The sequence below is a fragment of the Leucobacter rhizosphaerae genome, assembly GCF_022919175.1.
GTDB classification, from domain to species: Bacteria; Actinomycetota; Actinomycetes; order Actinomycetales; family Microbacteriaceae; genus Leucobacter; species Leucobacter rhizosphaerae.
In genome coordinates, this window is sequence record NZ_CP095043.1 from 3,212,522 (window position 1) to 3,238,702 (window position 26,181).

The 26,181-nt window shown below is 70.3% G+C and carries 25 protein-coding genes; 18 read left to right on the forward strand and 7 right to left on the reverse strand.

The window, feature by feature from the left end; translation table 11 throughout:
- The 4 genes from MUN76_RS14785 to MUN76_RS14800 are packed head-to-tail and all read left to right on the forward strand — an operon-like array spanning position 1 to position 2,894.
- Positions 1 to 261 (forward strand): F0F1 ATP synthase subunit epsilon, encoded by a 261-nt coding sequence (locus MUN76_RS14785; RefSeq protein WP_244685781.1) that lies wholly within the window; start codon positions 1 to 3, stop codon positions 259 to 261.
- A gap of 13 nt (positions 262 to 274) precedes the next feature.
- Complete coding sequence (locus MUN76_RS14790) at positions 275 to 1,168, forward strand: ribokinase (RefSeq protein WP_244685783.1); 894 nt, start codon at positions 275 to 277, stop codon at positions 1,166 to 1,168.
- 49 nt (positions 1,169 to 1,217) lie between these two features.
- Positions 1,218 to 1,997 carry a YaaA family protein gene (locus MUN76_RS14795; RefSeq protein ID WP_244685785.1) on the forward strand — a complete coding sequence of 260 codons (780 nt, stop codon included), beginning with the start codon at positions 1,218 to 1,220 and terminating at the stop codon, positions 1,995 to 1,997.
- A gap of 54 nt (positions 1,998 to 2,051) precedes the next feature.
- Positions 2,052 to 2,894, forward strand: coding sequence for a PP2C family protein-serine/threonine phosphatase (locus MUN76_RS14800; protein ID WP_244685787.1), 843 nt, complete (start codon positions 2,052 to 2,054; stop codon positions 2,892 to 2,894).
- A gap of 261 nt (positions 2,895 to 3,155) precedes the next feature.
- Here the strand turns inward: MUN76_RS14800 and MUN76_RS14805 are convergent, their stop codons facing one another.
- Positions 3,156 to 4,556: an aminotransferase class III-fold pyridoxal phosphate-dependent enzyme gene (locus MUN76_RS14805; protein ID WP_244685788.1), complete on the reverse strand. Its 1,401-nt coding sequence runs from the start codon at positions 4,554 to 4,556 to the stop codon at positions 3,156 to 3,158.
- A gap of 82 nt (positions 4,557 to 4,638) precedes the next feature.
- On the opposite strand from MUN76_RS14805, the gene MUN76_RS14810 reads away from it, so the two are divergent.
- From MUN76_RS14810 to MUN76_RS14840, 7 genes are all read left to right on the forward strand, one after another.
- Positions 4,639 to 5,115 (forward strand): OsmC family protein, encoded by a 477-nt coding sequence (locus MUN76_RS14810; RefSeq protein ID WP_244685790.1) that lies wholly within the window; start codon positions 4,639 to 4,641, stop codon positions 5,113 to 5,115.
- A 56-nt stretch (positions 5,116 to 5,171) separates the two neighbouring features.
- Positions 5,172 to 6,761, forward strand: coding sequence for a methionine--tRNA ligase (gene metG / locus MUN76_RS14815; RefSeq protein WP_244685792.1), 1,590 nt, complete (start codon positions 5,172 to 5,174; stop codon positions 6,759 to 6,761).
- Positions 6,754 to 7,659 (forward strand): TatD family hydrolase, encoded by a 906-nt coding sequence (locus tag MUN76_RS14820; protein ID WP_244685794.1) that lies wholly within the window; start codon positions 6,754 to 6,756, stop codon positions 7,657 to 7,659. Before metG ends, MUN76_RS14820 begins: the two co-directional genes overlap by 8 nt.
- A 56-nt stretch (positions 7,660 to 7,715) precedes the next feature.
- A complete protein-coding gene (rsmA, locus tag MUN76_RS14825) occupies positions 7,716 to 8,648 on the forward strand; it encodes a 16S rRNA (adenine(1518)-N(6)/adenine(1519)-N(6))-dimethyltransferase RsmA (protein ID WP_244688810.1) in 933 nt (310 codons plus the stop codon).
- A gap of 10 nt (positions 8,649 to 8,658) precedes the next feature.
- Complete coding sequence (locus MUN76_RS14830) at positions 8,659 to 9,594, forward strand: 4-(cytidine 5'-diphospho)-2-C-methyl-D-erythritol kinase (protein ID WP_244685795.1); 936 nt, start codon at positions 8,659 to 8,661, stop codon at positions 9,592 to 9,594.
- Between the two features lie 107 nt (positions 9,595 to 9,701).
- Positions 9,702 to 10,382 (forward strand): DsbA family oxidoreductase, encoded by a 681-nt coding sequence (locus MUN76_RS14835; RefSeq protein WP_244685797.1) that lies wholly within the window; start codon positions 9,702 to 9,704, stop codon positions 10,380 to 10,382.
- A gap of 40 nt (positions 10,383 to 10,422) precedes the next feature.
- The gene (locus MUN76_RS14840) at positions 10,423 to 10,614 is read left to right on the forward strand and encodes a hypothetical protein (RefSeq protein WP_244685799.1); all 192 of its coding nucleotides are present in this window, start codon (positions 10,423 to 10,425) and stop codon (positions 10,612 to 10,614) included.
- Positions 10,615 to 10,623: 9 nt separating this feature from the next.
- Here the strand turns inward: MUN76_RS14840 and MUN76_RS14845 are convergent, their stop codons facing one another.
- Together MUN76_RS14845 and MUN76_RS14850 are read right to left on the reverse strand one after the other, a co-directional pair.
- Positions 10,624 to 12,564 (reverse strand): lipase family protein, encoded by a 1,941-nt coding sequence (locus MUN76_RS14845; protein WP_244685801.1) that lies wholly within the window; start codon positions 12,562 to 12,564, stop codon positions 10,624 to 10,626.
- A 53-nt stretch (positions 12,565 to 12,617) separates the two neighbouring features.
- A complete protein-coding gene (locus MUN76_RS14850; RefSeq protein WP_244685802.1) occupies positions 12,618 to 14,435 on the reverse strand; it encodes an alkaline phosphatase family protein in 1,818 nt (605 codons plus the stop codon).
- 243 nt (positions 14,436 to 14,678) lie between these two features.
- Between MUN76_RS14850 and MUN76_RS14855 the strand changes: the two genes are divergently transcribed.
- On the forward strand, positions 14,679 to 16,535 hold the full coding sequence (locus MUN76_RS14855; RefSeq protein WP_244685804.1) for an ABC-F family ATP-binding cassette domain-containing protein: 1,857 nt from the start codon (positions 14,679 to 14,681) through the stop codon (positions 16,533 to 16,535).
- 194 nt (positions 16,536 to 16,729) lie between these two features.
- Positions 16,730 to 17,971, forward strand: coding sequence for an MFS transporter (locus MUN76_RS14860; protein WP_244685806.1), 1,242 nt, complete (start codon positions 16,730 to 16,732; stop codon positions 17,969 to 17,971).
- On the opposite strand, the gene MUN76_RS14865 is transcribed toward MUN76_RS14860, so the two are convergent.
- Entirely contained in the window at positions 17,886 to 18,602 is a 717-nt protein-coding gene (locus MUN76_RS14865) for a TetR/AcrR family transcriptional regulator (RefSeq protein WP_244685808.1), read from the reverse strand. The two genes, MUN76_RS14860 and MUN76_RS14865, sit on opposite strands and share 86 nt — an antisense overlap.
- A 43-nt stretch (positions 18,603 to 18,645) precedes the next feature.
- Positions 18,646 to 19,605 (reverse strand): AraC-like ligand-binding domain-containing protein, encoded by a 960-nt coding sequence (locus tag MUN76_RS14870; protein WP_244685810.1) that lies wholly within the window; start codon positions 19,603 to 19,605, stop codon positions 18,646 to 18,648.
- Between the two features lie 220 nt (positions 19,606 to 19,825).
- On the opposite strand from MUN76_RS14870, the gene MUN76_RS14875 reads away from it, so the two are divergent.
- From MUN76_RS14875 to dctP, 5 genes are all read left to right on the forward strand, one after another.
- The gene (locus tag MUN76_RS14875) at positions 19,826 to 20,242 is read left to right on the forward strand and encodes a carboxymuconolactone decarboxylase family protein (protein WP_244685812.1); all 417 of its coding nucleotides are present in this window, start codon (positions 19,826 to 19,828) and stop codon (positions 20,240 to 20,242) included.
- Positions 20,243 to 20,269: 27 nt separating this feature from the next.
- Positions 20,270 to 21,157, forward strand: coding sequence for an NAD(P)-dependent oxidoreductase (locus tag MUN76_RS14880; protein ID WP_244685814.1), 888 nt, complete (start codon positions 20,270 to 20,272; stop codon positions 21,155 to 21,157).
- Between the two features lies 1 nt (position 21,158).
- Positions 21,159 to 21,746 (forward strand): TRAP transporter small permease, encoded by a 588-nt coding sequence (locus tag MUN76_RS14885; RefSeq protein WP_244685816.1) that lies wholly within the window; start codon positions 21,159 to 21,161, stop codon positions 21,744 to 21,746.
- A gap of 33 nt (positions 21,747 to 21,779) precedes the next feature.
- Entirely contained in the window at positions 21,780 to 23,291 is a 1,512-nt protein-coding gene (locus MUN76_RS14890) for a TRAP transporter large permease (RefSeq protein WP_244685818.1), read from the forward strand.
- Positions 23,292 to 23,449: 158 nt separating this feature from the next.
- Positions 23,450 to 24,616, forward strand: coding sequence for a TRAP transporter substrate-binding protein DctP (dctP, locus tag MUN76_RS14895; RefSeq protein WP_244685820.1), 1,167 nt, complete (start codon positions 23,450 to 23,452; stop codon positions 24,614 to 24,616).
- A gap of 89 nt (positions 24,617 to 24,705) precedes the next feature.
- Here dctP and MUN76_RS14900 read toward each other — a convergent pair whose 3' ends face one another.
- The gene (locus MUN76_RS14900) at positions 24,706 to 25,227 is read right to left on the reverse strand and encodes an HtaA domain-containing protein (protein WP_244685821.1); all 522 of its coding nucleotides are present in this window, start codon (positions 25,225 to 25,227) and stop codon (positions 24,706 to 24,708) included.
- Complete coding sequence (locus tag MUN76_RS14905; protein ID WP_244685823.1) at positions 25,224 to 26,147, reverse strand: LysR substrate-binding domain-containing protein; 924 nt, start codon at positions 26,145 to 26,147, stop codon at positions 25,224 to 25,226. Before MUN76_RS14905 ends, MUN76_RS14900 begins: the two co-directional genes overlap by 4 nt.
- Between the last annotated feature and the right edge of the window lie 34 nt (positions 26,148 to 26,181).

The window sequence follows — 26,181 nt, forward strand, 5'->3', positions numbered from 1 at the left end:
ATGGCATCCCTCAACGTGAGCGTCGTCTCGGCCGATCGTGAGGTCTGGAAGGGCACTGCCTCCCAGGTCATCGCGAAGACCGTCGAGGGCGAGATCGGCATCCTGGGCGGGCATGAGCCCCTCCTCGCGCTGCTCGCGCAGGGCGAGGTGCGCGTGACGACCGCCAGCGGTGAGAAGGTGAAGGTCGAAGCCGAGGGTGGATTCCTCTCGGTGGATCACGACACCATCACCATCGTCGCCGGCAAGGCCTCCGTCGCGTAGGTCCTCCAACGACATGCCGGGCCCGATCGTCGTGCTCGGGAGTGCGAACCTCGACTTCGTGGTTCGCACTCCCGCGCGACCCGGGCCCGGCGAAACTGTGTTCGGCTCCGCCTTCACGACGGTGCCCGGTGGCAAGGGATTGAACCAAGCCATCGCGGCTCGTCGCGCCGGCGGGGCCGTGTGCATGTGCGGTGCCGTCGGCATGGACGCCTGGGGCGAGGTGCTCCGTGACACGCTCAGGGCCGATGGCGTCGATGTGTCGACCCTCGCCACAGTGCCCGGCGACTCCGGTACCGCGCACATCACTGTGCAGGGCTCTGGCGAGAACTCGATCATCGTGGTTCCGGGGGCGAACGCCAGTGTCACGACCCTCTCGGCACCCGCCGCCGAGCTGATCGCGGGGGCCGCCGCCCTGGTGATGCAGTTCGAGTTGCCGCAGTCGGTGCTGCTCGAGGCCGCTGCGCACGCGCGCCGTCACGGCGTGAGGACCGTGCTCACCCCGGCCCCCGTGCTCGACCCCGTGCCGGGGCTCCTCGATCTCATAGACATCGTGGTGCTCAACGAGCATGAGGTGACCCGGCTCTCGGGCCTCCCCGACATCGAAGACGCGACCCGCGCGCTGAGCGGATCCCGCACCGTGATCACCACCCTCGGCGCCGACGGCTGCCTGCTCGCGGCGCACGGCGAGATCGTGCGGCGCTTCGCGGCACCGGCGGTCGCGACCGTCGACTCGACCGGCGCGGGGGACACCTTCGTGGGGGTGTGCGTCGCGCGCCTGGTCGCCGGGGATCCGCTGCCCCGCGCCATCGAGTGGGCCACGGTCGGTGCGGGCATCAGCGTGACCCGGGCGGGTGCGACCTCGTCGATGCCCACGTGGGCGGAGATAACCGCCGTCGGTCTCACGTGAGCGTGGACGGCCTGTCGAGCGCTCCAGCAGCCGATAGCCTGGAGGGATCATGCTGATCATCCTGCCCCCGTCCGAGACCAAGCGCACGGGGGGCTCGCGAGCCGCCCGCGACCCGGAGCTCCGGCACCAGGATCCCCTCGGCAGTGCACGGTCGCGGGTGCGCCGTGCACTCGAGGCCGTGAGCCTCGACGAGGACGCGGCCGCGAAGGCGCTGAAGCTCGGGGTCAAAGCGCGGGGTGAGATCGCGCACAACCGGGTGCTCGACTCTTCCGGGCGGTTGCCGGCCGGCGAGCGCTACTCGGGGGTGCTCTACGACGCCCTCGACGTTCCGTCGCTCGCCCCCGGGGCCCGCGCCTGGCTCGATGCGCACGTCGCCGTGCAGTCGGCGCTCTTCGGGCTCATCAGCGTCGCCGATGCGATCCCCGCGTACCGTCTGTCGGCGAGCTCGCGCCTTCCGGAGCTCGACGGCAGCCTGAAAGCGGTGTGGCGCGACGCGCACGCCGAGGTCGACTGGGCTGCGTTCGGCTGGGTGCTCGATCTCCGCTCGAAGGACTACGCCGAGCTCGCGCCCCTTCCCGAGGGCGCCGGTGCCGCGCTCCACGTGGCGCAGCGGAGTGCGTCGGGGGAGGTGCGCGCCCTGAATCACTTCAACAAGGCCGCCAAGGGCGACCTGGTGCGCCGGCTCGCAGCGTCAGAGGCGCGCATCGAATCGGAGGCCGACCTCATCGCCTGGGCATCGGAGCATGGACTATCGCTCGGACGACCCGACTCGGACGGGCCGCTGACCCTCGTGACGGAGCTCGGGGTGCCGGGCCAGGTCGCCCGGTGACGGAGCACGCGGCGCGGCGCGGTAGGATACTCGGGTGCCTATGCGGAGAATGCAGTGACCGCGCGCGGTGAGAACGCCGTGCGACGTCGCCTGCGCTACCGCGAAAACTGCGAGCTCGAGATCGAGCTGTCGTGGTTCGGGATGACCGACGTCGGACGGCGCCGCGAGACGAACCAGGACAGCTACGTCACCCTGCCCCCGATCTTCGCCGTCGCCGACGGCATGGGCGGGCACTCCGCGGGTGAGGTGGCCTCGGCCGCGGTGGTCCGCCGGCTCTCAGAACTCGGCGGCAGCCGGACCGTCTCCGAGCACGACATCGACGAGGTGCTGAGCGACGCGGTCGAGGACATCGAACTCGACACGGGGGAGACCGAACTCGGCGCCGGCACGACGGTCACGGGAGTGATCATCGGCACCGAGGCCGACGAGCCGACGTGGAAGGTCTTCAACATCGGCGACTCCCGCGTCTACCAGTACTTCAAGGGCGCCCTGAGCCAGATCACGGTCGATCACTCGGTGGTGCAGCACCTCATCGACACCGGGGCGATCACGGAGGAAGAGGCCGAGGTTCACCCCCACGCCAATGTGATCACCCGTGCCGTGGGCTTCAACGAGGCGCCGGTGCCCGACTACACGTCGCTCGCGTTGATTCCGGGCCAGCGGATCCTGATCTGCTCCGACGGGCTGACGAAGGAGCTCACCGACATCGGGATCCAGCACTTCCTGGCGACCGAGCGGACCGTCGAGGACGCGGCGCGGATGCTCGTGAACCAGGCGCTCGAGAACGCGGGGCGCGACAACGTGACCGTGGTGGTCATCGACGTGCACTCCGTCGGGGACGTGATCGACACCGGCAGCCTCGAGGCCGCGGGGATCGCGCTCGACGACATCGCGTAGCACTCCGGGGGAGGGTGCGGTGTCGCCTGCTGAGGGAGCGCAGCGAGTCGGAACTTTTGTGCGCCAAGAAGCGCTGGGCTCACCGTGCCGGCGTACACAGACACAAACACAGAGATCTGCATTCCTGCTGACTCGACGGATCGAATCGCTCAGCAGGAACGCAGATCTCTGTATCTGAGTGACGGCGTGGGCGCCGGACTCATGGTGCTGACCGAGCGAGCGCAGCGAGACGACACACGCCGCGCGCGCCCGCGCACCCGGCTAGACGCTCGCGGCGAACGCCTCGTCGAGCACCGACAGCACGTCCGCGATCAGCGCGTCGCTCATCTTCAGCGACGGCAGGAAGCGGATGCCCTGGTTGTAGGCGCCGGTGCCGAGCAGCAGCACTCCGCGCTGGGCCGCCGCGTCGATGACGCGGGCCACGAGGTCAGCGTCGGGCTCGAGGGTGCCGGGCTTGAGGATCTCGATCGCGAGCATCGCACCCTTGCCGCGCACCTCGGCGATGGCCGGGTACTTCGCCTGCAGCGCCGTGAGGCCAGCGGTGAACGTCGCGCCGATGCGCGTCGCCTCGGCGAGCAGGTCGTGCTCCGCGATCTGCTCGAACACCGCGACCGCCGCGGCGCATGACACCGGGTTGCCGCCGAACGTACCGCCCAGCCCGCCGGGCTGCGACTTGTCCATGATGTCGGCGCGACCCGTGATACCGGCGAGCGGCAGTCCGCCCGCGATGCCCTTGGCGGAGAGCACGATGTCGGGCACCACGCCGAACTGCTCGATCGAGAAGATGGTGCCGGTGCGCGCCATGCCGGCCTGCACCTCGTCCGCGATGAAGACGATGCCGTTGTCGCGGCACCACTCGGCCAGCGCCGGCAGGTAGCCGTCGGCGGGCACGATGAACCCGCCCTCGCCCTGGATCGGCTCCACGACGAGGCAGGCGAGATCCTCGGCGCCCGCGGTCTTCTCCAGGTACGCGATGGTGCGCGCAGCGGCCTCGGCGCCGCTCAGCCCGTCGTGCAGCGGGTAGGAGTTCGGCGCCTTGTAGACGTCGCTGGCGCGCGGGCCGTAGCCGAGGGCGTAGGGAGCGGCCTTGAAGTTCATGGTCGAGGTCAGCATGGTGCGGCCGTGGTAGGCGTGCTCGAGCACGGCCACGCCGGGGCGGCCCGTGAACTTCCGGGCGATCTTGACGCCGTTCTCGACCGCCTCGGCGCCCGAGTTCATGAGCAGGGTCTTGTAGCCCTCGGCGCCGGCGATGCTCCGGGCGAGGTGCTCGGCGACCTGCACGTAGGGCTCGTAGGGCGTCATGGTGAAGAGGGTGTGGGTGACCTTGCCGAGCTGGGCCGTCGCGGCGGCCACGACGGCGTCGTCGGTGTGGCCGATCGTCGTGACGCCGATCCCGCCGCAGACGTCGATGATGTGGTTGCCGTCGACGTCGACGATGATCGAGTCGTGCGCGCGGTCGACGTAGACGGGCAGCACGCTGTGGACGCCGGGCGGGACGACAGCTCGGCGACGCTCCTGCAGCTCGCGGGAGCGGGGCCCGGGGATCTCGGTGACGAGGCGTCGCTCCTGCGGGATCGCCGCTCCCTGAGCGGGCGCAGCGGGTGCGGCGGCACCGGAGGCTGCGGAGGGGGCATCGACGGGAGTCAGGGTCGCTTCGCTCATGCGTTCGATCCTACTCCCGGGCGCGGCGCGACGGAATCCGGTGCCCGGCCCGCCTCGGATCGTCTCGCGCTACCCTGGTGGCATGACGGGTGCGCACGAGTATCGGATCGGGATCGAATGGACGGGCAACCGCGGCACGGGGACGAGCGGGTACCGCACCTACGGTCGCGAACTCCTGATCCACGCCGACGGCAAGCCGCCGCTCGAGGGATCCGCGGATCCCACCTTCCACGGCAACGCCGAGCGCTGGAATCCGGAGGAGCTGCTCGTGGCCGCGCTGTCCCAGTGCCACATGCTGTCGTACCTCCACATGGCGGTGCGGGCGGGGGTCGTCGTCACCGACTACACCGACGCGGCGACCGGGATCATGCAGCAGGAGGGCCTGGGCGGCGCGTTCACGTCGGTGACGCTTCGGCCCCGGGTGGTCGTCGCCGAGGCGTCGATGGTGGACGCGGCGCGCGCCGCCCACGCCGACGCGCGGGACGCGTGTTTCATCGCGAACTCGGTGAACTTCCCCGTGCACCACGAGCCCGAGATCCTGGTGGCCGCCGACGCGTAGCGCGCGGAGCGTCATGCGGGCGTGGAGTGTCCGCGGTTCCGAATAGAATGGCACTCATGGCCACGCCCTCCTCGTTCTTCCTCACCACGCCGATCTTCTACGTGAACGACGCCCCCCATATCGGGCACGCGTACACGGAGGTCGCCGCGGACGTGCTCGCCCGCTGGCACCGGCAGGCGGGTGACGACACCTGGTTCCTCACCGGCACCGACGAGCACGGGCAGAAGATCCTGCGCACCGCCACGGCGAACGGCGTCGAGCCGAAGGAGTGGGCGGATCGCCTCGTCGAGTCGGCGTGGAAGCCGCTGCTCGACACGATCAACATCTCGAACGACGACTTCATCCGCACGACCGACGCGCGCCACGAGTCCGGCGTCGCGACGTTCCTCCAGAAGCTCTACGACGACGGTCACGTGTACGCGGGCGAGTTCGAGGCGCTCTACTGCGTCGGCTGCGAGGAGTTCAAGCCGAAGAGCGAGATCGTCGACGGCACGGGTGAGTTCGAGGGCCAGAAGGTCTGCGCGATCCACTCCAAGCCGCTCGAGCTGCTGCAGGAGAAGAACTACTTCTTCAAGATGAGCGCGTTCCAGGACCGCCTGCTTGCCCTGTACGAGTCGCGCCCCGACTTCGTGCAGCCCGCAAGCGCCCGCAACGAGGTCGTCGCGTTCGTGCAGCAGGGGCTCGAGGACCTCTCGATCTCGCGCACCTCGTTCGACTGGGGCGTCCCGATTCCGTGGGACGACTCGCACGTCACCTACGTCTGGTTCGACGCGCTGCTCAACTACGTCACGGCGACCGGGTACGGCGTCGACGAGGAGCAGTTCGCGCGCCGTTGGCCGGCGACCCATATCGTGGGCAAGGACATCCTGCGCTTCCACGCGGTGATCTGGCCGGCGATGCTCATGGCCGCGGGCCTGGAGGTGCCGGATCACGTCTTCGCGCACGGCTGGCTGCTCGTCGGCGGCGAGAAGATGTCGAAGTCGAAGCTCACGGGTATCGCGCCCAACGAGATCACCGACACGTTCGGCGCGGACGCGTTCCGTTACTACTTCATGCGTGCCATCTCCTTCGGGCACGACGGCTCGTTCAGCTGGGAGGATCTCGCCGCGCGCTACCAGGCCGAGCTCGCGAACGGCTTCGGCAACCTCGCGAGCCGCGTGCTCGCGATGAACGCCAAGTACTTCGATGGCCGGGTGCCCGAGCCGGGCGCGGAGACGTCGTCAGACGCGGCGATTCGCGAGCTCGCGGCGACGGTGGCCGGGCGTGCCGATGAGCGCATCGAGGCATTCGCGATCCACGAGGCGATCGCCGCGGTCTGGGAGCTCGTCGACGCCCTCAACGGGTACATCACCGAGCAGGAGCCATGGGCCCTCGCGAAGGATCCCGCGCAGCGCGAGCGCCTCGCCACGGTGCTCTTCACCGCGACCGAGGGGCTGCGTGCGCTCGCCGTGCTGCTCTCGCCCGTGATTCCCGAGGCCGCCGCGAAGCTCTGGACCGCGCTCGGGGCCGAAGAGACCCTCGGCGCGCTCACCGCGCAGCCGATCCGCGAGGCGGGCGCCTGGGGTCGGCTCGCCCCGGGCACCGAGCAGCACCCGATCGACGCGCTCTTCCCGCGTATCGAAACCGGAAGTGCGACGGGTGAGTAGTACACCTCCTCCCGGCGGACTCCGGAAGCGCACGCAGACGGAGGGACGTGATCTGACGCGGCCCGCGAGCCCGGAGCCGCTGCCGTTCCCGCTGTACGACAACCACACCCACCTCGAGTTCGAGGACGGCGTCGACCAGCTCGACCCGTCGGAGTCGCTCGACCGCGCGGTTGCGGTCGGCGTCCGCGGCGTCGTCCAGGTCGGTACCGACCTGGAGACGAGTCGGTGGGGCGCGGCCCTCGCGGCCTCGGATCCCCGCGTGCTCGCGGCCGTCGCGCTGCACCCGAACGAGGCCCCGAAACTCTTCGCGCAGGGGCAGCTCAGCGCCCACCTCTCCGAGATCTCCCGCCTCGCGGCCCAGCCGCGCGTGCGCGCGGTCGGGGAGACCGGTCTCGACTTCTTCCGCACGGGGGAGGACGGCCGCGCCGCCCAGATCGAGTCGTTCGAGACCCACATCGAGATCGCTCGGGCGAACCACATCGCCCTCCAGATCCACGATCGCGACGCGCACGACGAGGTCGTCGCGACGCTGAAGCGCGTCGGAGCCCCCGAGCGCACCGTCTTCCACTGCTTCTCGGGGGACGCCCAGCTCGCGCGGATCTGCAACGACCACGGCTGGTTCATGTCGTTCTCGGGCACGACCACCTTCAAGAACGCCCCCGCCCTGCGGGAGGCGCTCGCCGTCGCGAAACCCGAACTGGTGCTCGCCGAGACCGACTCCCCGTTCCTCACACCAGAGCCGTTCCGCGGCCGACCGAACGCGCCGTACCTGCTGCCGCACACGGTGCGCCGCATGGCGGAGACCGTGGGGGTGCCGCTCGACGAGTTCTGCGCCCGCATCGCGGCGAACACGGAGCGGGTGTACGGCTCCTGGGACCCGGTGGAGTCCGCGGCGTGACCCACGAGTCCGACGCACCCACCACTGGCGCGGGCGACCCGGTCGGGCCGCCGCGGATCGCGCGCGAGAGCGATGCTCCCGAGCCGGAGCGATCCGCGCTGCTGGGTCCGAAGGAGGTGCGCGAACTCGCCGAGCGACTCGGCGTCTCACCGACGAAGAAGCTCGGGCAGAACTTCGTGATCGACCCCAACACCGTGCGCAAGATCGTGCGGCTCGCGGGGGTAGACGCCGGTGACCGGGTCATCGAGGTCGGCCCCGGCCTCGGGTCCCTCACCCTCGGCATCACCGAGGCCGGCGCCGACGTGACGGCGGTCGAGATCGATCATCGCCTCGCCGCGGAGCTGCTGCACACCGCCCGCGCGATGCAGCCGGAGATCTTCGCCGACGAGTCCGCGCCGCGCCTCCGCGTGGTGCGCAGCGATGCGCTCGAGGTCACCGAAGCGCACCTGGGCTCCGCGGATCCCGAGGTCCTCGTCGCGAACCTGCCCTACAACGTCTCGGTGCCGATCCTGATGCACCTCCTCGAACTCATCCCGGCGCTCCGCGGCGGCCTCGTGATGGTGCAGGCCGAGGTCGGACACCGCATCGCGGCCGGCCCCGGGTCGAAAGAGTACGGCTCGCCGAGCGCGAAGGCGGCCTGGTATGGCGACTGGCGGATCGCGGGAACGGTCAGCCGGCGCATCTTCTGGCCGGTGCCGGGGGTCGACTCCGTGCTCGTCTCCTACGCCCGTCGCGCGGAACCGCTCGGCGACGAGGGGGAGCGCGCGCTCACCTTCGCACTCGTGAACGCGGCGTTCGCCCACCGGCGGAAGATGCTGCGCCAGGCGCTGCAGCCCGTGCTCGGCACGCTGGAGCAGACGGTGGCGGCGCTCGAGGCCGCCGGGGTCGCACCCACGGACCGCGCCGAGCAGTTGAGCATCACCGACTACCTGGGCATCGCTCGCGCGCACGCGCGGGGCACGTCGGATCCGGCGGCGCTGGTGCGCTAGCGTGGGACTCATGGGGGTACATCAACGACGATCGGTCACGGTGCGAGCACCGGGCAAGATCAACGTGTTCTTCAGGGTGGGGGCTCTGCAGGACGACGGTTATCACGAGGTCGCCTCGCTCTACCAGGCGGTGTCGCTCTTCGAGGAGGTCACCGCGACGGAAGCGGACGGGTTCTCGCTGCGCTTCAGCGGCCCGATCGACTGCAGTGGACTCTCGACCGACGACACGAACCTGGCGATGCGGGCGGCGAAGCTGCTGGCCGCGCACACCGGGTTCACGGGCGGCGCCGATCTCACCGTGCTGAAGCGGGTGCCGATCGCGGGCGGCATGGGCGGCGGCTCGGCGGACGCCGCAGCCACCCTGGTCGCCTGCGACGAGCTGTGGGGCACGGGGGTCGGGCGCTCGGGGCTGCACGCGCTCGCCGCGCGGCTCGGCGCCGACGTGCCCTTCGCGCTTGAGGGTGGTACCGCGGTCGGCACTGGACGGGGGGACGAGCTCAGCCCCGCCCTCGCCACCGGCGGATTCCACTGGGTGCTCGCCCTCTCCGACGCGGGACTCAGCACCCCCGTGGTCTATCGCACCCTCGACCAGCACCGCGAGGACCACATCGTGGACCTCGGACCGCAGCCGGAGCTCGTGAAGGTCGATACGGCCGTGCTGCAGGCGGTGCGGGTCGGCGACGCCGGATCCCTCGCGGAGGCCATGCACAACGACCTCCAGGCGGCGGCCCTGCGGCTCGCCCCCGAACTCACGCGGCTCCTCGAACTCGGGGAGTCGCGCGGGGCGCTCTCGGGCATCGTCTCCGGATCGGGTCCCACCGTCGCGTTCCTCGTGGGCAGCGCGCAGGAGGCCGCGGAGCTGCTCGGGGTGCTCACCCGAGCCGGGCACCGCGCGCTCACCGTGACGGGCCCCGTCGCGGGCGCCCGCGTGCTCGACGCCCGCTGAGGCAGCTCCGCCCAATCTCCGCGCTCGCTGAGACACCGCTGACCGATCCCGCGCGTCGATCCCGCCGCGACGGGAATACCGGCGACCACTGCTCGGTTGCAACCACCGTGAGTGACACCATCCGCGTTGACATCTGGTCCGACATCGCCTGCCCGTGGTGCTACATCGGCAAGCGTCGCTTCGAGGCCGGCGTGCAGACGTTCCAAGCGCAGCACCCCGAGGTGCAGTTCGAGGTCGAGAGCCACAGCTACGAGCTCGCCCCGGACACCCCGCTCGATTTCCAGGGCAGCGAGGTCGACTTCCTGGTGACGCACAAGGGCATGCCGCGCGATCAGGTCGCGCAGATGCTCGGCCAGATGACGGAGATGGCGGCGGCCGAGGGGCTCACCTTCCACTTCGACCGGGTGCGGCACGCGAACACCGCGCGGGCGCACCGGGTGATCCACCTCGCGAAGGAGCGCGGGCTGCAGCAGGAGCTGCTTCAGCGCCTGTTCCGCGCGTACTTCGAGGAGGGTCGCGACATGTCGGATCCCGACACGCTCGCCGAGCTCGGTGCCGAGGTCGGGCTCGATCCCGACGAGGTGCGCCGCTCGCTCGACGACGAGGGGTACGGCGAGGCCGTCGACCGGGACATCACCCGTGCCCGCATGCTGGGCGTGACCGGGGTCCCGTTCTTCCTCATCGACGAGAAGTACGGCGTCTCCGGGGCGCAGTCCTCGGACGCGTTCGCCGGTGCTTTCGAGCAGGTCCTCGCGTACTCCCGCGGCGACGCCGTACCGCCCCAGTAACCTCACCTCACCTCACGTCACTGACATCGAAAGGCACCCCATGAGCGAGCGCACCGACACCACTCCCGCCGCAGCCGAGACCACGGCCCCTGCGACCGGGTTCGTCACCGACCCCGCCGCCGGCCTCGGCTCTGCGGCGGCCTTCGCGAGCGCGGAGAGCCAGGAGATCCTGAACCTGCTGAACGACTCGCAGGGCGGCTCCTGCTGCGGGGGGAGCTGCTGCAGCGCCTGATCGGCTCCGCTACTTCGGCAGGTCGGTGCAGTTCGGGGTCGGCGCAGAGCCGTTCCACCGGTCGAGCGTCCACGACACGATCTCGGGCGTGAGCGGCGAATCGGCGTCGACGAGCGTGTTGTGGCTGAGACCGGGGAAGGTCCGGTAGTCGATCGGCACGCCGGCCTCGCAGCGCGCCTCCACCCAGTCGTGCTGGAGCTGCGGCTTCACGAGCGGATCGGCGAGCCCCTGCGCGACCATCACGGGCGCGGGGAATGGGCCCGTCGGGGTCTGCGCCTTGAGCGTCGTGCCGAACGGGCCGTCGAGCACCTCGTCGGGGAAGACCTGGTTCGGGATCTGCGTGCCGGTCAGGATCGCCGAGAGTGCGTCCTTGCCGTTGAAGCAGAGCTGCTCGATCCGCTCGACGCCGCCCGCGGAGCCCGGGGTCAACTGAGACTCCAGCTCGAGCTCCGGGAAGATGTCGTTCCAGGTCGATGCGATGTACGCGGAGACGGTCTTGCCCGGGGCGTCGTTTTTGTCGGCCTCGGCCAGCCCGTAGAGGTCGGCGGCCGGAGCGAACGCAGCGATCCCCAGGACGGACAGCTCAGGGGCGTACGACTCGGCGACCTGCCCGGTCCAGAGCGCACCCTGGCCGCCCTGCGAGTGGCCCCACACGACGGTGTCGGTGGTGGTGGAGATCTCGTCGAACCGCTGCACCGCGCGTGAGGCGTCGAGCACGTTGCGCGCCTCGGCGTCGCCGATCAGGTAGGGGTGGGGGCCGGCCGTGCCGAGTCCGATGTAGTCCGAGATGACCGCGACCCAGCCGTGTTTCGTCACCATGTCGGCGAGGGCCGTTCCCGCGCCGTCGGCGAAGGGAGTCGCACTCATCGACGGGGCGCACTTCGGTTCGACACCCGTGGTGCCGTGGGCGACCGTGAGGAGCGGCAGGGGAGCGGATCCCGCGGCCCCCTCGCTCGGCGCGATGACCGTGCCGCTCGAGATCGCGGGGCTGCCGTCGGGGTGCGTGGTCGTGTAGAGGATCTTCCAGGCGCGGGCGCCGGCCGGCACCCCGGTGGTGAGGGGCTCGCTGCGGATCAGCTGCCCGGGGGAGTCGGGCACCTCGGCGGGCGCCGTGTAGAACGCGCCGGGGGCCGGCAGCGGGACGCCGCCGAGGATCGAGCCGCTGCCGTAGGCGAGCAGCACGGCGAGCACCAGCGAGACGGCGGCACCGGCCGTGCGCGCCCAGCGGGCGAGACGGCCGCGGTGCGGTGCACGGTCCGCGGGCGTGTGGTCCGCGGATGCGCGGTCCGTGGGTGCCCCGGTCGATGCGGTGCCGTCGCCGTGGCGGAGCGCGGCGCGGTGACGGCGCCACCGCACGAGCGTCGTGACCAGCAGCTGCAGCCCGAAGAAGACGAACCAGGCTCCGACGCTCAGGCGGAACACCACGAGCGTGAGCACCGGCCACGAGAAGGTGACGACGCCGACGATGATCGTCGCGGCGGCGCCGATGAGGGCGGCGACCCGCTGATCCGCCGACCCGCGGATCGCACGGACCGCGGAGGTGACGCCGTGGACGATCAGTCCCGCACCGACGAGGAACGCGAGCCAGGGAGCCCCGGCGTCGGGCCAGAGGGCGATGACCGCACCGATCGCCACGCTCGCGGCCGCGACCGCGCCGCGGAGCAGGGTGCGACGGGTCGCGCGCGGTGCTTCGGCGGCTCCGGGGTCACCGGATCCCGACGCCGAAGCCGATCCGGGTCCCGAGTCCGGTCCCGAGTCCGCCGGAGCCTCGACATCGACCGGCACCACGAGCGCGGCGATCCCGAGCAGCGCGATCCCGACGCCGGTGATGACCGCGATGGTCTGCACGGGCAGCGCGGCGACGATGAGCAGCACGCCGACCGCGAGCGCCGCCAGGCCCACGACGATCGAGAGCGGGGCGCCCCAGCGCGCCCGAGTGTGATGTCGCACGGATGTCCCCCTCGCAGCCTCGCCTCAGCCTAGCGAGTGGGGGCGCGCCGCGGCTACTTCCCGAACAGGCCGTCTCCGTAGGTCGTGAGCACCTTGTAGGCCGCCGCGAACGTCTTCGGTGGGTCCGCCTTCTCCGCCGCGGTGCCGTACAGCTCGATGAGGAGCCCGATCAGGCCGCGCGCCGGCGGGCTCAGGGGGCGGTCCGGGAACGCGTCGGCCGGGTGCGGTCCCGCCTCCGGGTTCGGCGGCACGTAGGCGGGGGAGGTCTGCGGCCAGTCGGCGATGTGGCGCGGCACCTTCCGGTTGAACGAGTCGAACAGCGTCGGAGCGCCGTGGTCGCGGCGCGTGAGCGACTCGATCCCGAACCGCTCAGAGAGGGTCGAGGCGAGCGAGCCGTGGTGCATGCGGTGGGTGAACACCGTGCCCCGCTCGACGTGCGCCGACACGAGGACCGCGGGCACCCGGCATCCGAGGCGGTCGAACGTGAAGCCCATCTCGCCGGCACCGCTGTCGTCGGGCGGCGTCGCGGCGGGCGGGGGCACGTGGTCGTAGGTGCCGCCGTGCTCGTCGAACGTGATGAGCAGCGCCGTGTTGAGGTAATTGGAGCCGTGCTCGGAGGTCGAGGTGCGGATCGCCGAGTAGATCTCGTGGATCAGCGCGTCGCCCGCGCGCACGTCGGAGACCGCGCCGTTGAACACCTCCTCGCCGTCGATCTCGCCCTCGCGGACGACGCCGACCGGCGGGTGGAAGTCGTTGTGGTTGAAGATCATGCGCGGCTCGACGAAGGCGTAGTCGGGCAGCGTGCCGTTCTCGACGTCCGTGTGGAACTGCGCCATCGTCGCGAAGCGCTCGGTCTTCCAGTACTTCCGGAGCACCGGGGCGTGGATGAACCCGGTGAAGGAGACGAGCTGCATCTCGTCGAAGTAGATGCGCCAGCTCCGGCCCGCCTCCTCGAGGCGGTTGAAGACCGTCGGGGTCGGGGCCGCATCGAGCCACTTCCGGTAGCCGCCGCCCTGCTGGTTCGTGACGAAGCCGTGCGACGTCGAGGCGTGGAAGAAGCTGCGGTTGCAGAAGGTCTGGCTCGGGACCGCGCAGAACCAGTGGTCGTAGACGCCGAACTCGCGCGCGAGGGTCGAGATCACCGGGAGCATCCCGGGGGTGAAGGAGCCCATGATCTGATCGCGCTCGCGCGCCGTCGGCTTCTTCCCGCGCTGATGCTCGAAGTCGACCTCGTAGTCGAGCACAAAGCCGCCCATCTCGGCCTTGGCGCCGGGTTCCGGCGCGTTGTAGGGCGCCGTCATGTCGGCGACCTCCTTGCCCCGGTTGTGATCGTCCATGCGGCCGAAGAGCTGCGTGTTCACGTGCGGGTACTCTTCGCCGGGATCGGGATCGGGCCGGCCCATGATGTGGTCGGTCGTGCCGCGATAGGGCTGCGCGGGCACCACCGTGCCGTCGGACGCGGTGTTCGCGTAGTCGCCGAACGCGAGCCCCTCGAAGGTGCCGGCGGCCGGGGGTGCGTCGGGGGTGTAGACGTACCCGAGCAGGTTGTCGAAGGAGCGGTTCTCGCCCATCACCACCACGAGGTGGTCGAACCCGGGCTCCGAGCGCGGCTTCGGGATCGCGAATTCCTCGGGGATGTACGGGGTGCCGACCTCGGGCCGGTGGGTCGCCGCGACCGCGGCGGCGCCGATCCCGCCGCCGACCGCGAGCCCCGCGGCGAGGATCCCGCCGCCGCGGAGGAATCCGCGCCGACTGGGCTCACTCGGACGATCGGCGCCGGTGCCGGTCGTGTCGGTGCCAGACGAGTCGGTGCCCGACGTGTCAGGGCCGGATGTGTCGGCGCCGGAAGCGTCCTGGTCTGCAGTGCTCATTCATGTCCCCCGAGTTCGAACGGCGTGCTGGATCTACTGTGGCATATTTCGGGCGCCCTCAGGGGCCGTGCGAACGATCGACTACGCTGGAGGTCGGCGGGGGATCCGGGGCACGGCCCGTGGTCATCCCCTCGACGTCTCCTCGGTTCGCCGGCCGCGATCCGCCCCCGACCCAGCTGCAGCGCACCGCTGCGATCCCACGCACCGCCTGACCATCAGGCAGAAACGAGCTCTCGGACCCTCATGGCGCATCTTCTCGGGGCTGAGGCCCTCCACCTCGAGGTTCCGACCAAGGTCGTATTCGATGCCGTCACGCTCGGCGTCGGCGAGGGCGACCGCATCGGCATCGTCGGCCGCAACGGCGACGGCAAGTCCAGCCTGCTCATGATGCTCGCCGGTCGGCGGGAGCCCGACGGGGGTCAGGTCACGATGCGCGGTGGCACCACGATCGGGGTGCTGGATCAGGCCGACGTGTTCCCCGCGGGTGAGACCGTCGGGCACGCGGTGGTCGGCGAGCGCCCCGAGTACGAGTGGGCAGGGGATCCCCGCACCCGCGACGTGATCGAGGGGCTCGTGGGCGACCTCGCGTGGGACGCGCCGGTGGATGCGCTCTCCGGTGGGCAGCAGCGCCGCGTCGCGCTCGCGCGAGTGCTGGCGGGTGACGACGAGATCCTCTTCCTCGATGAGCCGACCAACCACCTCGACGTCGAGGCCATCGCCTGGCTCGCGAACCACCTGAAGCGGCGCTGGCCGCAGGGGCAGGGCGCCCTGCTCGTCGTGACCCACGATCGCTGGTTCCTCGATGAGGTGTGCACCACCACCTGGGAGGTGCACGACCGCATCGTCGAGCCGTTCGAGGGCGGGTACGCCGCGTACATCCTGCAGCGCGTGGAGCGGGATCGCCAGGCCGCGACCATCGAGCAGAAGCGGCAGAACCTCGCCCGCAAGGAGCTCGCGTGGCTGCGTCGCGGGGCCCCCGCGCGCACGTCCAAGCCGAAGTTCCGCATCGACGCGGCGAACGAGCTGATCGCCGACGTCCCCGAGATCCGGGATCGTGTGTCGCTCCAGTCGATGGCCGTCGCGCGACTCGGCAAGGAGGTCGTCAACATCGTCGAGGCCGGAGTGGCGTACGGCGATCGCGTGGTGCTCGAGGACGTCGAGTGGCTGCTCGCACCAGGGGAGCGCACCGGGATCCTCGGCGTGAACGGCGCCGGGAAGTCGACGTTGCTCGGGCTCATCTCCGGGGCGGTCGAGCCGACGTCGGGGCGGGTGAAGCGCGGCAAGACGGTGCAGATCGCCACGCTGACGCAGCGCCTCGACGAGCTCGAGGAGCACCTCAACGACCCAGTGCGCGTGGTGATCTCGCGGCTGCGCACGAGCTTCACGGTGGGCACCGGATCGAAGGCCCAGGAGCTCACGCCGGGGCAGCTGCTCGAGCGCATGGGGTTCACGAGCGCGCAGCTGTCGACGCCGGTGAAGGATCTCTCGGGTGGCCAGAAGCGTCGTCTGCAGCTGCTGCTCATCCTGCTGAACCAGCCGAACGTGCTGATCCTGGATGAGCCGACCAACGACCTCGACACCGACATGCTCGCCGCGATGGAGGATCTTCTCGATTCGTGGCCGGGCACCCTCATCGTGGTGTCGCACGACCGGTACTTCCTGGAGCGCGTCACGGACCAGCAGTACGCGATCCTGCAGCGGCATCTGCGGCACCTGCCCGGCGGGGTCGACGAGTACCTGAAGCTGCGGGCAGCGGAGGATCGGGATCGCGCGGCGACCGGGCCCCGCGGGGCCGTGTCGGTGCCGGGTGGTGGGGCTGGTGGTGATGCCGGATCCGGAGCCGGCTCGGGATCGGGGTCGGGTTCGGGATCCGCGCTCAGCGGTGCCGAGCGTCGCTCCGTCGAGAAGGAGCGCCAGGCGGCCGAGCGCCGGCTCGCGAAGCTCGACACCGAGATCACGGCGCTGCATCAGCGGATGGCGGATCACGATCAGAGCGACTACGAGGGTCTCGCGGGGATCGGCGAGGAATTGCGCGCCCACGAGGCCGAGGTGGACGCGCTCGAAGAGCGCTGGCTGGAGCTCTCCGAGCAGCTCGGGTAGGACGGGAGTCCCACTGCGGGACTTCGCCCCCCTCCCGCCCCCTCCGCGCGTGAACGCACACGCACCCTGAAGCCGAGAGACGCACGCTGCCAGACCCTTGCGGGGCCGGCGCCGGGATCACTAGGCTTGCATTAGAACACTGTTCTAATGCTCGGAGTGCACGATACCCGGGCACCCGCAGTCGAGAGGACCCCATGACGACACCCTCGGACGACGCTGCGCGCCGGCCCCAGATTCCGCTCCTGCTCGGCACCGTCTTCCTCGTCTATCTCGGCCAGATGACCCTGAACCCGATCATCGCGCCCCTCTCGCGCGAGGTCGGCCTCGCGGAGTGGCAGATCGGCGTGACGATCAGCGTCGCGGCGCTCATGATCGTCGTGACGAGCCAGTTCTGGGGTCGCAGGTCGCAGTCGTGGGGCCGCAAGCCCGTGCTGGTGAGTGTGCTCGCACTCGCAACGCTCACGATGGCGGGCTTCGCCTGGGTCGCGTCGCTCGGGATCTCGGGGGCGCTCGCCGGCCCCGCGCTGTTCGCGCTGTTCGTGCTGCTGCGCGGCGTCGGCTTCGGATCGGCCGTCGCCGCGGTCGCGCCGACGGCCCAGGCCTACATCGCCGATGTCACGACCGACGAGGCGACCCGGGTCAAGGGCATGGCCGGGATCGGCGCCGTGCAGGGCATCGCGATGGTCGCGGGCGCCGTGCTGGGCGGAGCGCTCTCGGTGCTCGGGCTGCTATCGCCGCTGATCGTGGTGCCGATCCTGCTCGCCCTCGGTCTGGTCGCCGTCGTGTGCGTCCTGCGCCGTGAGTCACGGGCCGAGCTCATCGAGCGCCCCGCCCGGGTGCGCCCATTCGACACCCGGGTCTGGCCGTTCCTGCTCGCCGGCTTCGGCATGTTCACGGCGCTCGGGTTCATCCAGGTGATCACGGGGTTCATCGTGCAAGATCGCCTCGGTCTTGACGCCCGCACCACGGGACTCGTGACCGGGGGAGCGCTGCTCGCGGCCGGGCTCGGCATGGTCGTTTCGCAGGCGGTGATCGTTCCCCGCTCGCGGTGGACGCCGCCGACGCTGCTCCGGGTCGGCTCCGGGATCGCGCTCATCGGTTTCGTCGCGCTGATCCCGGATCTCGGTGCGGTGCCGCTGTTCCTCGCGATCCTGCTCATCGGCGCGGGGCTCGGCCTCGCCATGCCGGGCTACACCGCGGGCCCCTCCCTGCTCATGCACCGCGACGAGCAGGGCGGCCTGGCCGGGCTGATCGGCGCCACGAACGGGCTCACGTTCGTGATCGCACCGACCGCCGGCACGGCGCTCTACGGCCTCGCCCCCGCGCTTCCGATCGCGATCGGGGCCGGGATCATGCTGGTCGTCGCGGTGTTCGTGTGGGTGCATCCGCGGTTTCGAGCCATGACTCGAGTCCCGCAATCGTCGTCTCCACGTTGAACCGGTAGTACGCGGCCCGCGCAGATTTCGCGTCCTCGCCGCCGCGAGCGTAGGGGGCGAGGAGCGTGCGGGTCAGCGTCTCGAGGCCGGGCCCGGGCGCCGCGAGGTGCGCGAACTCCTGCAGCATCGCGACGTGATCCCGCGGCCCGTCCTCCTCCAACTGCTGCCGCTCGTCGTGCACGGACAGGGTGAGCATGGCGTTGTTCAGCAGCACCCCGTAGGCGGAGCCGATCGCGTCGCCGAACCCGGCGCGGCGCAGGGACTCGATGCCGGCCTCGATCATCGGGAGCGCCGCGGGGATGGTCGGCCCGTGCATCACGAGCCACCGGGCGACGCCCGGGTAGCGGTGGGCGACCGGCACCGCCGAGAACAGCAGCTCGCGGAACCAGTCCTGCCACGGCAGCGCGGGGTCGGGCACCGGCAACTCCGCCATCGCGCGCTCGACGACCCGCCGGCAGAGCAGATCCTTGCCGCCGACGTGGTGGTAGATCACCGACGGGGTGACGCCGAGCCGCTTCGCGAGATCCCGGATCGACCACGAGAACAGCCCGGATTCGCGCGTCAGGTCGCTCGCGGCGTCGACGACCCGGTCCGGGGTCACGCCGGCGTGGAACGAGGGCGACGTCGGCATGGCAGCAGTCTATCGAGCGCGATGCCTGAGATCGCCCGGCGCGTCACGCGGCGGTGCGGAGCGTCGAGAGGCGGTACTCCCGCGGGCTGCGGCCGTACGTCGACTTGAAGAGCCGGCTGAAATGGCTGAGATCGATGAACCCGGAGGCCTGCGCGATCTGCAGCACCGACTGCGCCTGGAGCGCCGGATCCTCAAGGTCGATCCGCGCCCGCTCCAATCGGCGTCCCCGAACGTAACTCGACACGGTGAGCCCCTCCTCCTGGAAGAGGTACTGCAGGTGGCGGGTCGAGACGTAGTGGGCGCGGGCGATCGCGTCGGTGTTGAGCTCCGGGTCGCCGAGGTGCGAATCGATGAAGTGGCGCACCGACTCGAAGGTGAGTGCGGCGGGATCGGTCTCGGTGGCCGATTGGATCTCGGAGGAGAGCAGTGCGGTGATGAGCTCGAACGCGCTGTGCATGATCCGCGAGCCGTTCACCCCGTCGAGCTGCTCCATGTTCTCGGCCAGGTGCTGCATGAACGGGCAGATCACTCGCCCGATGCCGGTGTCACCCGCGAGGCGGACCGCCGTCACGGTGTGCACCATGTTCGCTGACAGACCGAGCATGGCGTGCGGGAACAGCATGACGAGCGAGCGCATGTTGCTCGCGTACTCGAGCGTGTACGGCCGGGACGTGTCGTAGATCGCCGCGTCGCCCGGGGCCAGGTGCGCGCTGCGCCCGTCCTGCATCACGAGGCCCGTGCCCTCGAGCTGGAGGCTCAGTTTCAGGTGGTCGCTGTGATCGCGCCGAATCGCGTGCGCCAGCCGGTGCACGCTGTGGGACGACGCGGAGATGTCGGTGAGGCAGGTCCCGCCGACCACGCGCGTGCGCAGCGTTCCCGAGAAGTCCTCGGGTGATCCCGAGGAGATCGACAGCGGGACGAACCGGTTCCCGACCAGTTGCACCCACTCGGTGAACCCCACTGACTCATGCGTCTCCATGGACAACCGGGACACTTCAGACATCTCGTCCGCCTCCTTGCACGACGTGAATGTTCTCGCTCGCCCCCAGCGTAGAGCATCGTCCGCGGGTTGGTCAGGCCGTGAGACGTCTGCTCTGAGGCCCGTGCGCCGATGGCCGGTTTGTGTGCGGCAGCAGACAAGCTGCACCCCACCGGCATCCACAACACTGAGTGGCATGCCGGGATCGGGGATCCCGTGCACCCGGACCCCAAAGGAGTGGAATGTGATTCTCGACAATGCGTACGACCTCGGCCTGGGGCAGCGCCGTGTGATGTTCGGATCCGCGGGGGCGGAGGATCAGGTCGAGCACACGACGGACCTGAACGACAAGCTGCAGGACTTCGTGACCCGCGTCTGCTTCGGCGACATCTGGCAGCGCGACGGGCTCTCCTATGCTGAGCGGAGTCGGATCACGTTCGCCATGCTGATCGCGCAGGGCAAGTCGCACGAGCTCCGGGTGCACGCCCGGGGGGCGCTCGCCAACGGGGTCAGCGTGCTCGAACTCCGCGAGGTCGTGGTCCACTCGATCCTCTACTGCGGCATCCCCGCGGCGGTGGAGGGACTGCGGGCGCTGGAGGAGGTGCTCGTCGAGCAGGACCGGTCGTTCGACCTCGACGGCGAAGCCTCGCGCGACCACTGAATCTCTGAGGGGAAAGGAACACCCACCATGCACACACCGCTCACACGAGTCGGATTCATCGGGCTCGGCGTCATGGGCGAGCCGATGGCGTCGAACATCGCGGCCTCCGGGACGTTCGACCTCGCACTCTTCGATGTCGACACCGCCCGCGCGGCGGAGCTCGCTGCGCGACTCGGGGTCTCGGCCGTCGCCGATATCGCGGGTCTTGCCGACCGGGACGTCATCGTCACGATGCTTCCGACGAGCGCGATCGTCCGCGGCGCCCTGCTCGACGACACCGGCCGACCCCGGATCCCCGCGGCACCCGGCACCGTGTTCGTCGACATGAGCTCGTCCGATCCCCTCGAGACCGTCGAGACCGGTCGGCTCCTCGCCGAGGCGGGCTATGCGCTCGTCGATGCGCCGGTCTCGGGAGCGCGGGAGCGGGCGATGACCGGCACCCTCGCCATCATGCTCGGCGCCGACGACGACGCGGCCGCCGAGCGCGCGATCCCGGTGATCGACACGATGAGCTCGCGCATCTTCCGCACGGGCGGGCTCGGTACCGGTGACACCATGAAGGCGCTGAACAACTTCGTCGCCGCGGCCGCGTTCACCGCCGCCTCGGAGGCCCTCATCGCGGGACAGGACTTCGGGCTCGATCCCGCCGTCATGACCGAGATCTTCAACGCGTCGACCGGGCAGAGCTTCGTCACGACGCACGTGCTGCCGGATCACGTTGTCGGTGGAGCCTACGGGAGCGGGTTCGCACTCCCGCTCTTCACGAAGGACGTGCGGATCGCGCAGCGCGTGCAGCAGGCCGCGAACCGGAGCGCGCCCGTCTGCGATGCGGTGACGGGGGCGATGGGCGACGCGCTCGAGGCGCTCGGCAACGTCGACCACACCCATGCCTTCGAGTTCTGGCGGGATCGCTGACATGTCCACGTCACCTGTTCCCGACTCCACGGCGCTCGCCGCCGGGGCACCTGGCACCGCGGCCGCCGCGACCGGCATCGACCGGGCGCTGCAGCGCCTGAGCGCCGGACTCGGTGTGCTCGCCGCGAGTGCGCTCGTCGTGCTGATGCTCGCCACGGTCGTCGACGTGCTCGTCCGCTGGATCTCGCGGTCCAGTGTGCCCGGCATGATCGAGGTCGCTGAGACCGCGCTCGTCACCTCGGTGTTCCTCGGCCTCGCCTGGACCTCGATGCAGGGCGGCCACGTGGCCGTCACCATCGTCACCGACCGGCTCCGCCCGCGGATGGCGCGGATCGTCTCCTCGCTGATCTGGCTGCTGAACGCCGGCATGCTCGCCTGGATGACGGTCGCCTCCGTGCTGCGCGCGATCCAGTCGACGACCCTCAACGAGACACGGTTCGGGCTCGTGCAGTGGTCGGTCTGGCCGCTGCGCTGGATCATCGCGGTCGGCCTGCTCCTCTGGACGGTCGTCGCGATCGTGAACCTGGTCCGCGTGCTCGGCGGCCGAACCGCCTACGGCGAAGACACGGAGGTCATCGCAGATGTGTAATTCCCCGCACACCATTGTGAAAGGACGCACCCCATGCTGATCTCGATGATCGTGCTGACGATCGTGGTGCTGCTGATCGTGCTGCTGATGCTCCGGATGCCAGTGGCGCTCTCGCTCGCGCTCTCGGGGGCTCTGGGTCTCGGGATCCTGCAGGGCACCAACTACGCCACCAACGTGCTCGGCTCGGTGCCGTTCACCGCCACAGCGAGTTTCTCGCTCACCATCATCCCGATGTTCATCCTCATGGGCATGCTCGCCATGCGGGCGCGCATCGCGGAGCACGTCTTCGCTATCGCCAACCACGTCGTGAGTCGGTTCCCGGGCGGGCTCGGCGTCGCCACCGTGATGGCGTGCGCGGGCTTCTCCGCGGTCTCCGGATCGAGCATCGGCACGGCCGCGACGATGTCGAAACTGTCCGTCGGGCAGATGCGCGCGTACGGCTACCCGGCCGCGCTGGCCACCGGCATCGTCGCGATCGCTGGCACGCTCGGGGTCGTGATCCCGCCGAGCACGTTCCTCGTGCTCTACGCGATCATGACGGGCGAATCGGTCGCGCAGATCCTGGCCGCGGGCATCATCCCGGGGATCCTATCGGCGCTCGGCTACATCGTCTACATCCTCGTCGTGGGGCACCGGCAGATCGTGCGGCCGGAGACGACGCTGCCCGAGGTCGTCTCGGTGGCGCACGCGGACGCCGCGGTGCGGGCAGGGTCGCGCGAGGCCGCGGCAACCGGCGCGACGTCAGGGGCGGGGTCGGCGGGATCGGGGTCCGGGTCGGGATCGGGATCCTTCGGCGCCGCACCCGCCACGGTGCTCCCGAACACCCCGAACACCACCGCGGTGAAGCAGGCCTACGGGCGCACGGTGCGGAATCTGCCCTGGCGCGGGCTGTTCCGTCTCGGGATCATCTTCCTGATCATCCTCGGCGGGATGTTCTCGGGGGTCTTCACCTCGACCGAGTCGGCCGCGATCGCGGCGTTCGTCGCGCTGCTGATCCTGCTCTGGGAGTTCCGGCGCGACGGCTGGAACACGATGTGGTTCAACGTGAAGGGCGCCCTGCTCGACACCGCGCAGACCACCTCGATGGTGTTCATGATCCTCGTCGGGTCGAGTGTGTTCTCGACGTTCCTGATCGCGGCGCACGTGCCCGACACCGTGACCACCTGGGTCGCCGGGCTCGACATCCCGCCGTTGCTCACCATCGGGCTGCTCCTCCTACTGCTCCTGCCGCTCGGCACGGCCCTCGACGAGATCTCCGTGCTGATCATCACGATCCCCATCATCTACCCGATTGCGATGGAACTCGGCTTCGACGGCATCTGGCTGGGGCTGATGATCGTGAAGCTCACGGCCATCGGCATGGTGACTCCACCGGTCGGCATGACGTGTTTCGTCGTATCCGGAACAACGGGGGTGCCCACGGAGACGGTCTTCAAGGGGGTGCTGCCGCTCATGCTGATGGACCTCGCCGTCTCGGCGGTGCTGTTCTTCGTTCCGGCGATCACGCTCTTCCTGCCCTCGCTCGTCGCCCAGAGCGCGGGCTGACCGGCGGCGTCCGCGCTCGTGCGCGAACGCCGCACCAGCGTGCGCCGTTCAGCAACCTCGGGCGACCCGCACCACCCAAGAATGAAATCACCCCGCCGTTCCGATCGGCGCCTGGCGGCCCCGGATCCCCGGCGGCGGGACACCACGAAAGGACAACGATGTTCTCATCACCCACACACACCCGGCGGATCGGCCGCCTGAGCGCCGCGGCCGCGATGATGGCGGTCGCGGGCCTCGCCCTCGCGGGATGCTCCGGCATCACCAACGCCGGCGGCGGCTCGGGCGACGGCTCCGGCGGCGGTTCGGGGGAGACGGTGACGTTCACCCTCGCAACGGGTGCCCAGGCCGACACCCCGAACGCCGCCGTGCAGGAGTGGTTCATGGATCGGGTCGAAGAGGTGACCGAGGGACGGATCACCTTCGAGCGCACCGCAACCGAGGCGCTGTGCAAGGCGGCGGAGGTCGCCGACTGCGTGCGCGACGGACGCGCGCAGATCGGGGTCACGGTCCCGGACTACACCCCGCAGTACTTCCCCTCGACCAGCATGGTCAGCATCCCGTTCCTGAGTCAGAACGCGCAGGCGGCGATGCAGTCGATCTACGATCTCCACAACGACTACGAGCCGGCCGTGGAGATCATGGAGCGCAACGGGCTGCACCACGTCGCGACGTGGCCGGTCGGTCGATTCCTCCTGGGCGGCCACGACCCCATCGAGAGCACGGAGCAGTTCTCCGGGGCTCAGGTGCGGGTGTCGGGGCCGATCATCCAGCAGGCGATCGGCGATGCCGGGGCGAACATCGTGGCGATCACCGCACCCGAGACCTACGAGGCGGTGGAGCGCGGGGTGGTGTCGAACGTCGGGGGAGCCATCGACTTCCCGGTGAACTACAAGCTCATGGAGCTGCTGCCCGCCTGGACCGACCCCGGGATCGGACAGTACTCGACCTTCGGCATGTGGGTGAACGCCGAGGCGTACAACGGGTTGCCGGATGACCTGCGCGAGCAGTTCGATCAGGTGGCGGAGGAGCTCAACACCGGTGCCGGGATCGAGGCGTTCAACGAGGTGGCCGCGGGCCAGTGCCAGCAGATGCTCGACTCGCCGTCGGTGGACTCGCTCTCCGCGTGGTCGGACGACGCGACGCAGGCGTGGAAGGACGCGCTCGGCGAATCGGGGCAGCAGATGTGGATCGACCTCGCGACCGAGCAGGGGCTGCAGGACGCGGAAGGGGTGCTCGACGAGTACATCGCCGGACTCGAGCAGTACGACGACGTCGCCTACGACGACGCGACGAGCGCCTGCGTGGCCTCGTTCGCGGACCGCTAGGCCCTCGCTTGGGGCGCGCCGGCCACAGCCCCCCTCCCATCGAGTGAACGCAAGTGCACCGTGTGATCGTCCGCACGGTGCACTTGCGTTCACTTGTGAGTGGGGTGCGCGGGGGTGGGCGGTGTGTCGACGATCTCGAAGTCGTCGAGCGGGGTGCCCTCCACGTAGGGGCCGAAGAAGAGGTCCGCGCCGTCCGCCGTGAGCGCGAGGCCGGATCCGATGCACTGCTGGCCCGATGGATGGAACGCCGCGATCGTGGCGAGGTCGACACGTGCGTCCGGGTCGTAGGGGTCCCGGATCGAGAGCACCCACCCTCCGGCGCGCGGTTCGACCGCGGGGTCGGCGATCCGGAGGTCGAGCACCCCGCCGTGACCGAGAAATCGCACGGTGCCGCGGAAGCGCCGGCTCCCGGTCGTGTGCGCGCTCGCCGCGGGAACACCCGCTCCTGCACTGGTTCCCGCACCCGCATCGCCGCTCGGCGCCGCAGCGAGCGGGAACACCGCGCCAGACTCCTGCAGCTCCGCACCCGCCTCCGCGGTCACCGAGCCGTCGGCCATCGCGCGGATGTACCCGAGGAACGACGCCTTGATGCCCCAGTGCAGCGCGCTCACGCGGCTCCCGGCCAGGCGATCGATCCGGCGAACTCGATGAGCGCGGAGACCCGATCCGGCGTCTCGGACGACGACGACCAGACGACGTCGATGCCCACGGGCGCGACCGGCGGCGAGATCTCGCGCGTCACGACCGGAGTGCCCTCGTAACTCCGATCATTCGCGACCCGCTGCACGAGCACGCCGTACCCGAGCCCGCGCCCCACGAGCGTGCGCACCGCCTCGAAGTTCGCGGTACGGTGCCGGATCCTCGGGGTCAGGCCCCGGTCGGCGAACATGGACAGGGTGTGCTCGCTCGACGGCGGGGCGTCGAAGAGGATCAGGTCGTCGTCGACGAGTTCCTGCAGCTCGATGGTCCCGTGCGCAGCGAGCCGGTGGTCGGCGGGCAGGAGCACGTGCGCGGGCACCTCGTAGAGCCGCCGACGCAGCGGTGCGCCCGGTACCAGCGTGCTGTAGACGAACGCGAGATCCACCTCGCCGGACTCGATCCTCCCGCGCAGCTGATCGTGCGTCACCTCGGAGATCTCCAGTTGCACGAGCGGGTGCGCGCCGCCGAACTCCGCGAGCAGCGGGGGCAGGATCACGGGCGCGAGTGTGGGGTAGCAGGCGATGGTGATCGGCCCCGCGAGCTCACCCGCGGGCGCCTGCACGCCCGCAGCGAGCGCGGTGGCCGACTCCAGAAGACGCCGCGCCTGCGCGAGGATCGCCTTGCCGCTGCTCGTGAGGGTGAGGCCGTGCGCGCGTCGGCGCACGGTCAGGGGGGTGCCGAGGGCGCGATCCAGCTCGGAGAGCGCCTCCGACAGCGCGGACGGCGACACGTGCAGCGCTGCGGCGGCCGCCGCGATGCTCCCCGCGTCGGCCGCCGCGACGAGATACGACAGCTGACGCAACGTGTAATCGGGTGCGCGCGTGTGAGACATACTCGGATCTTCCGTTCTCTTTGATCGACAATCC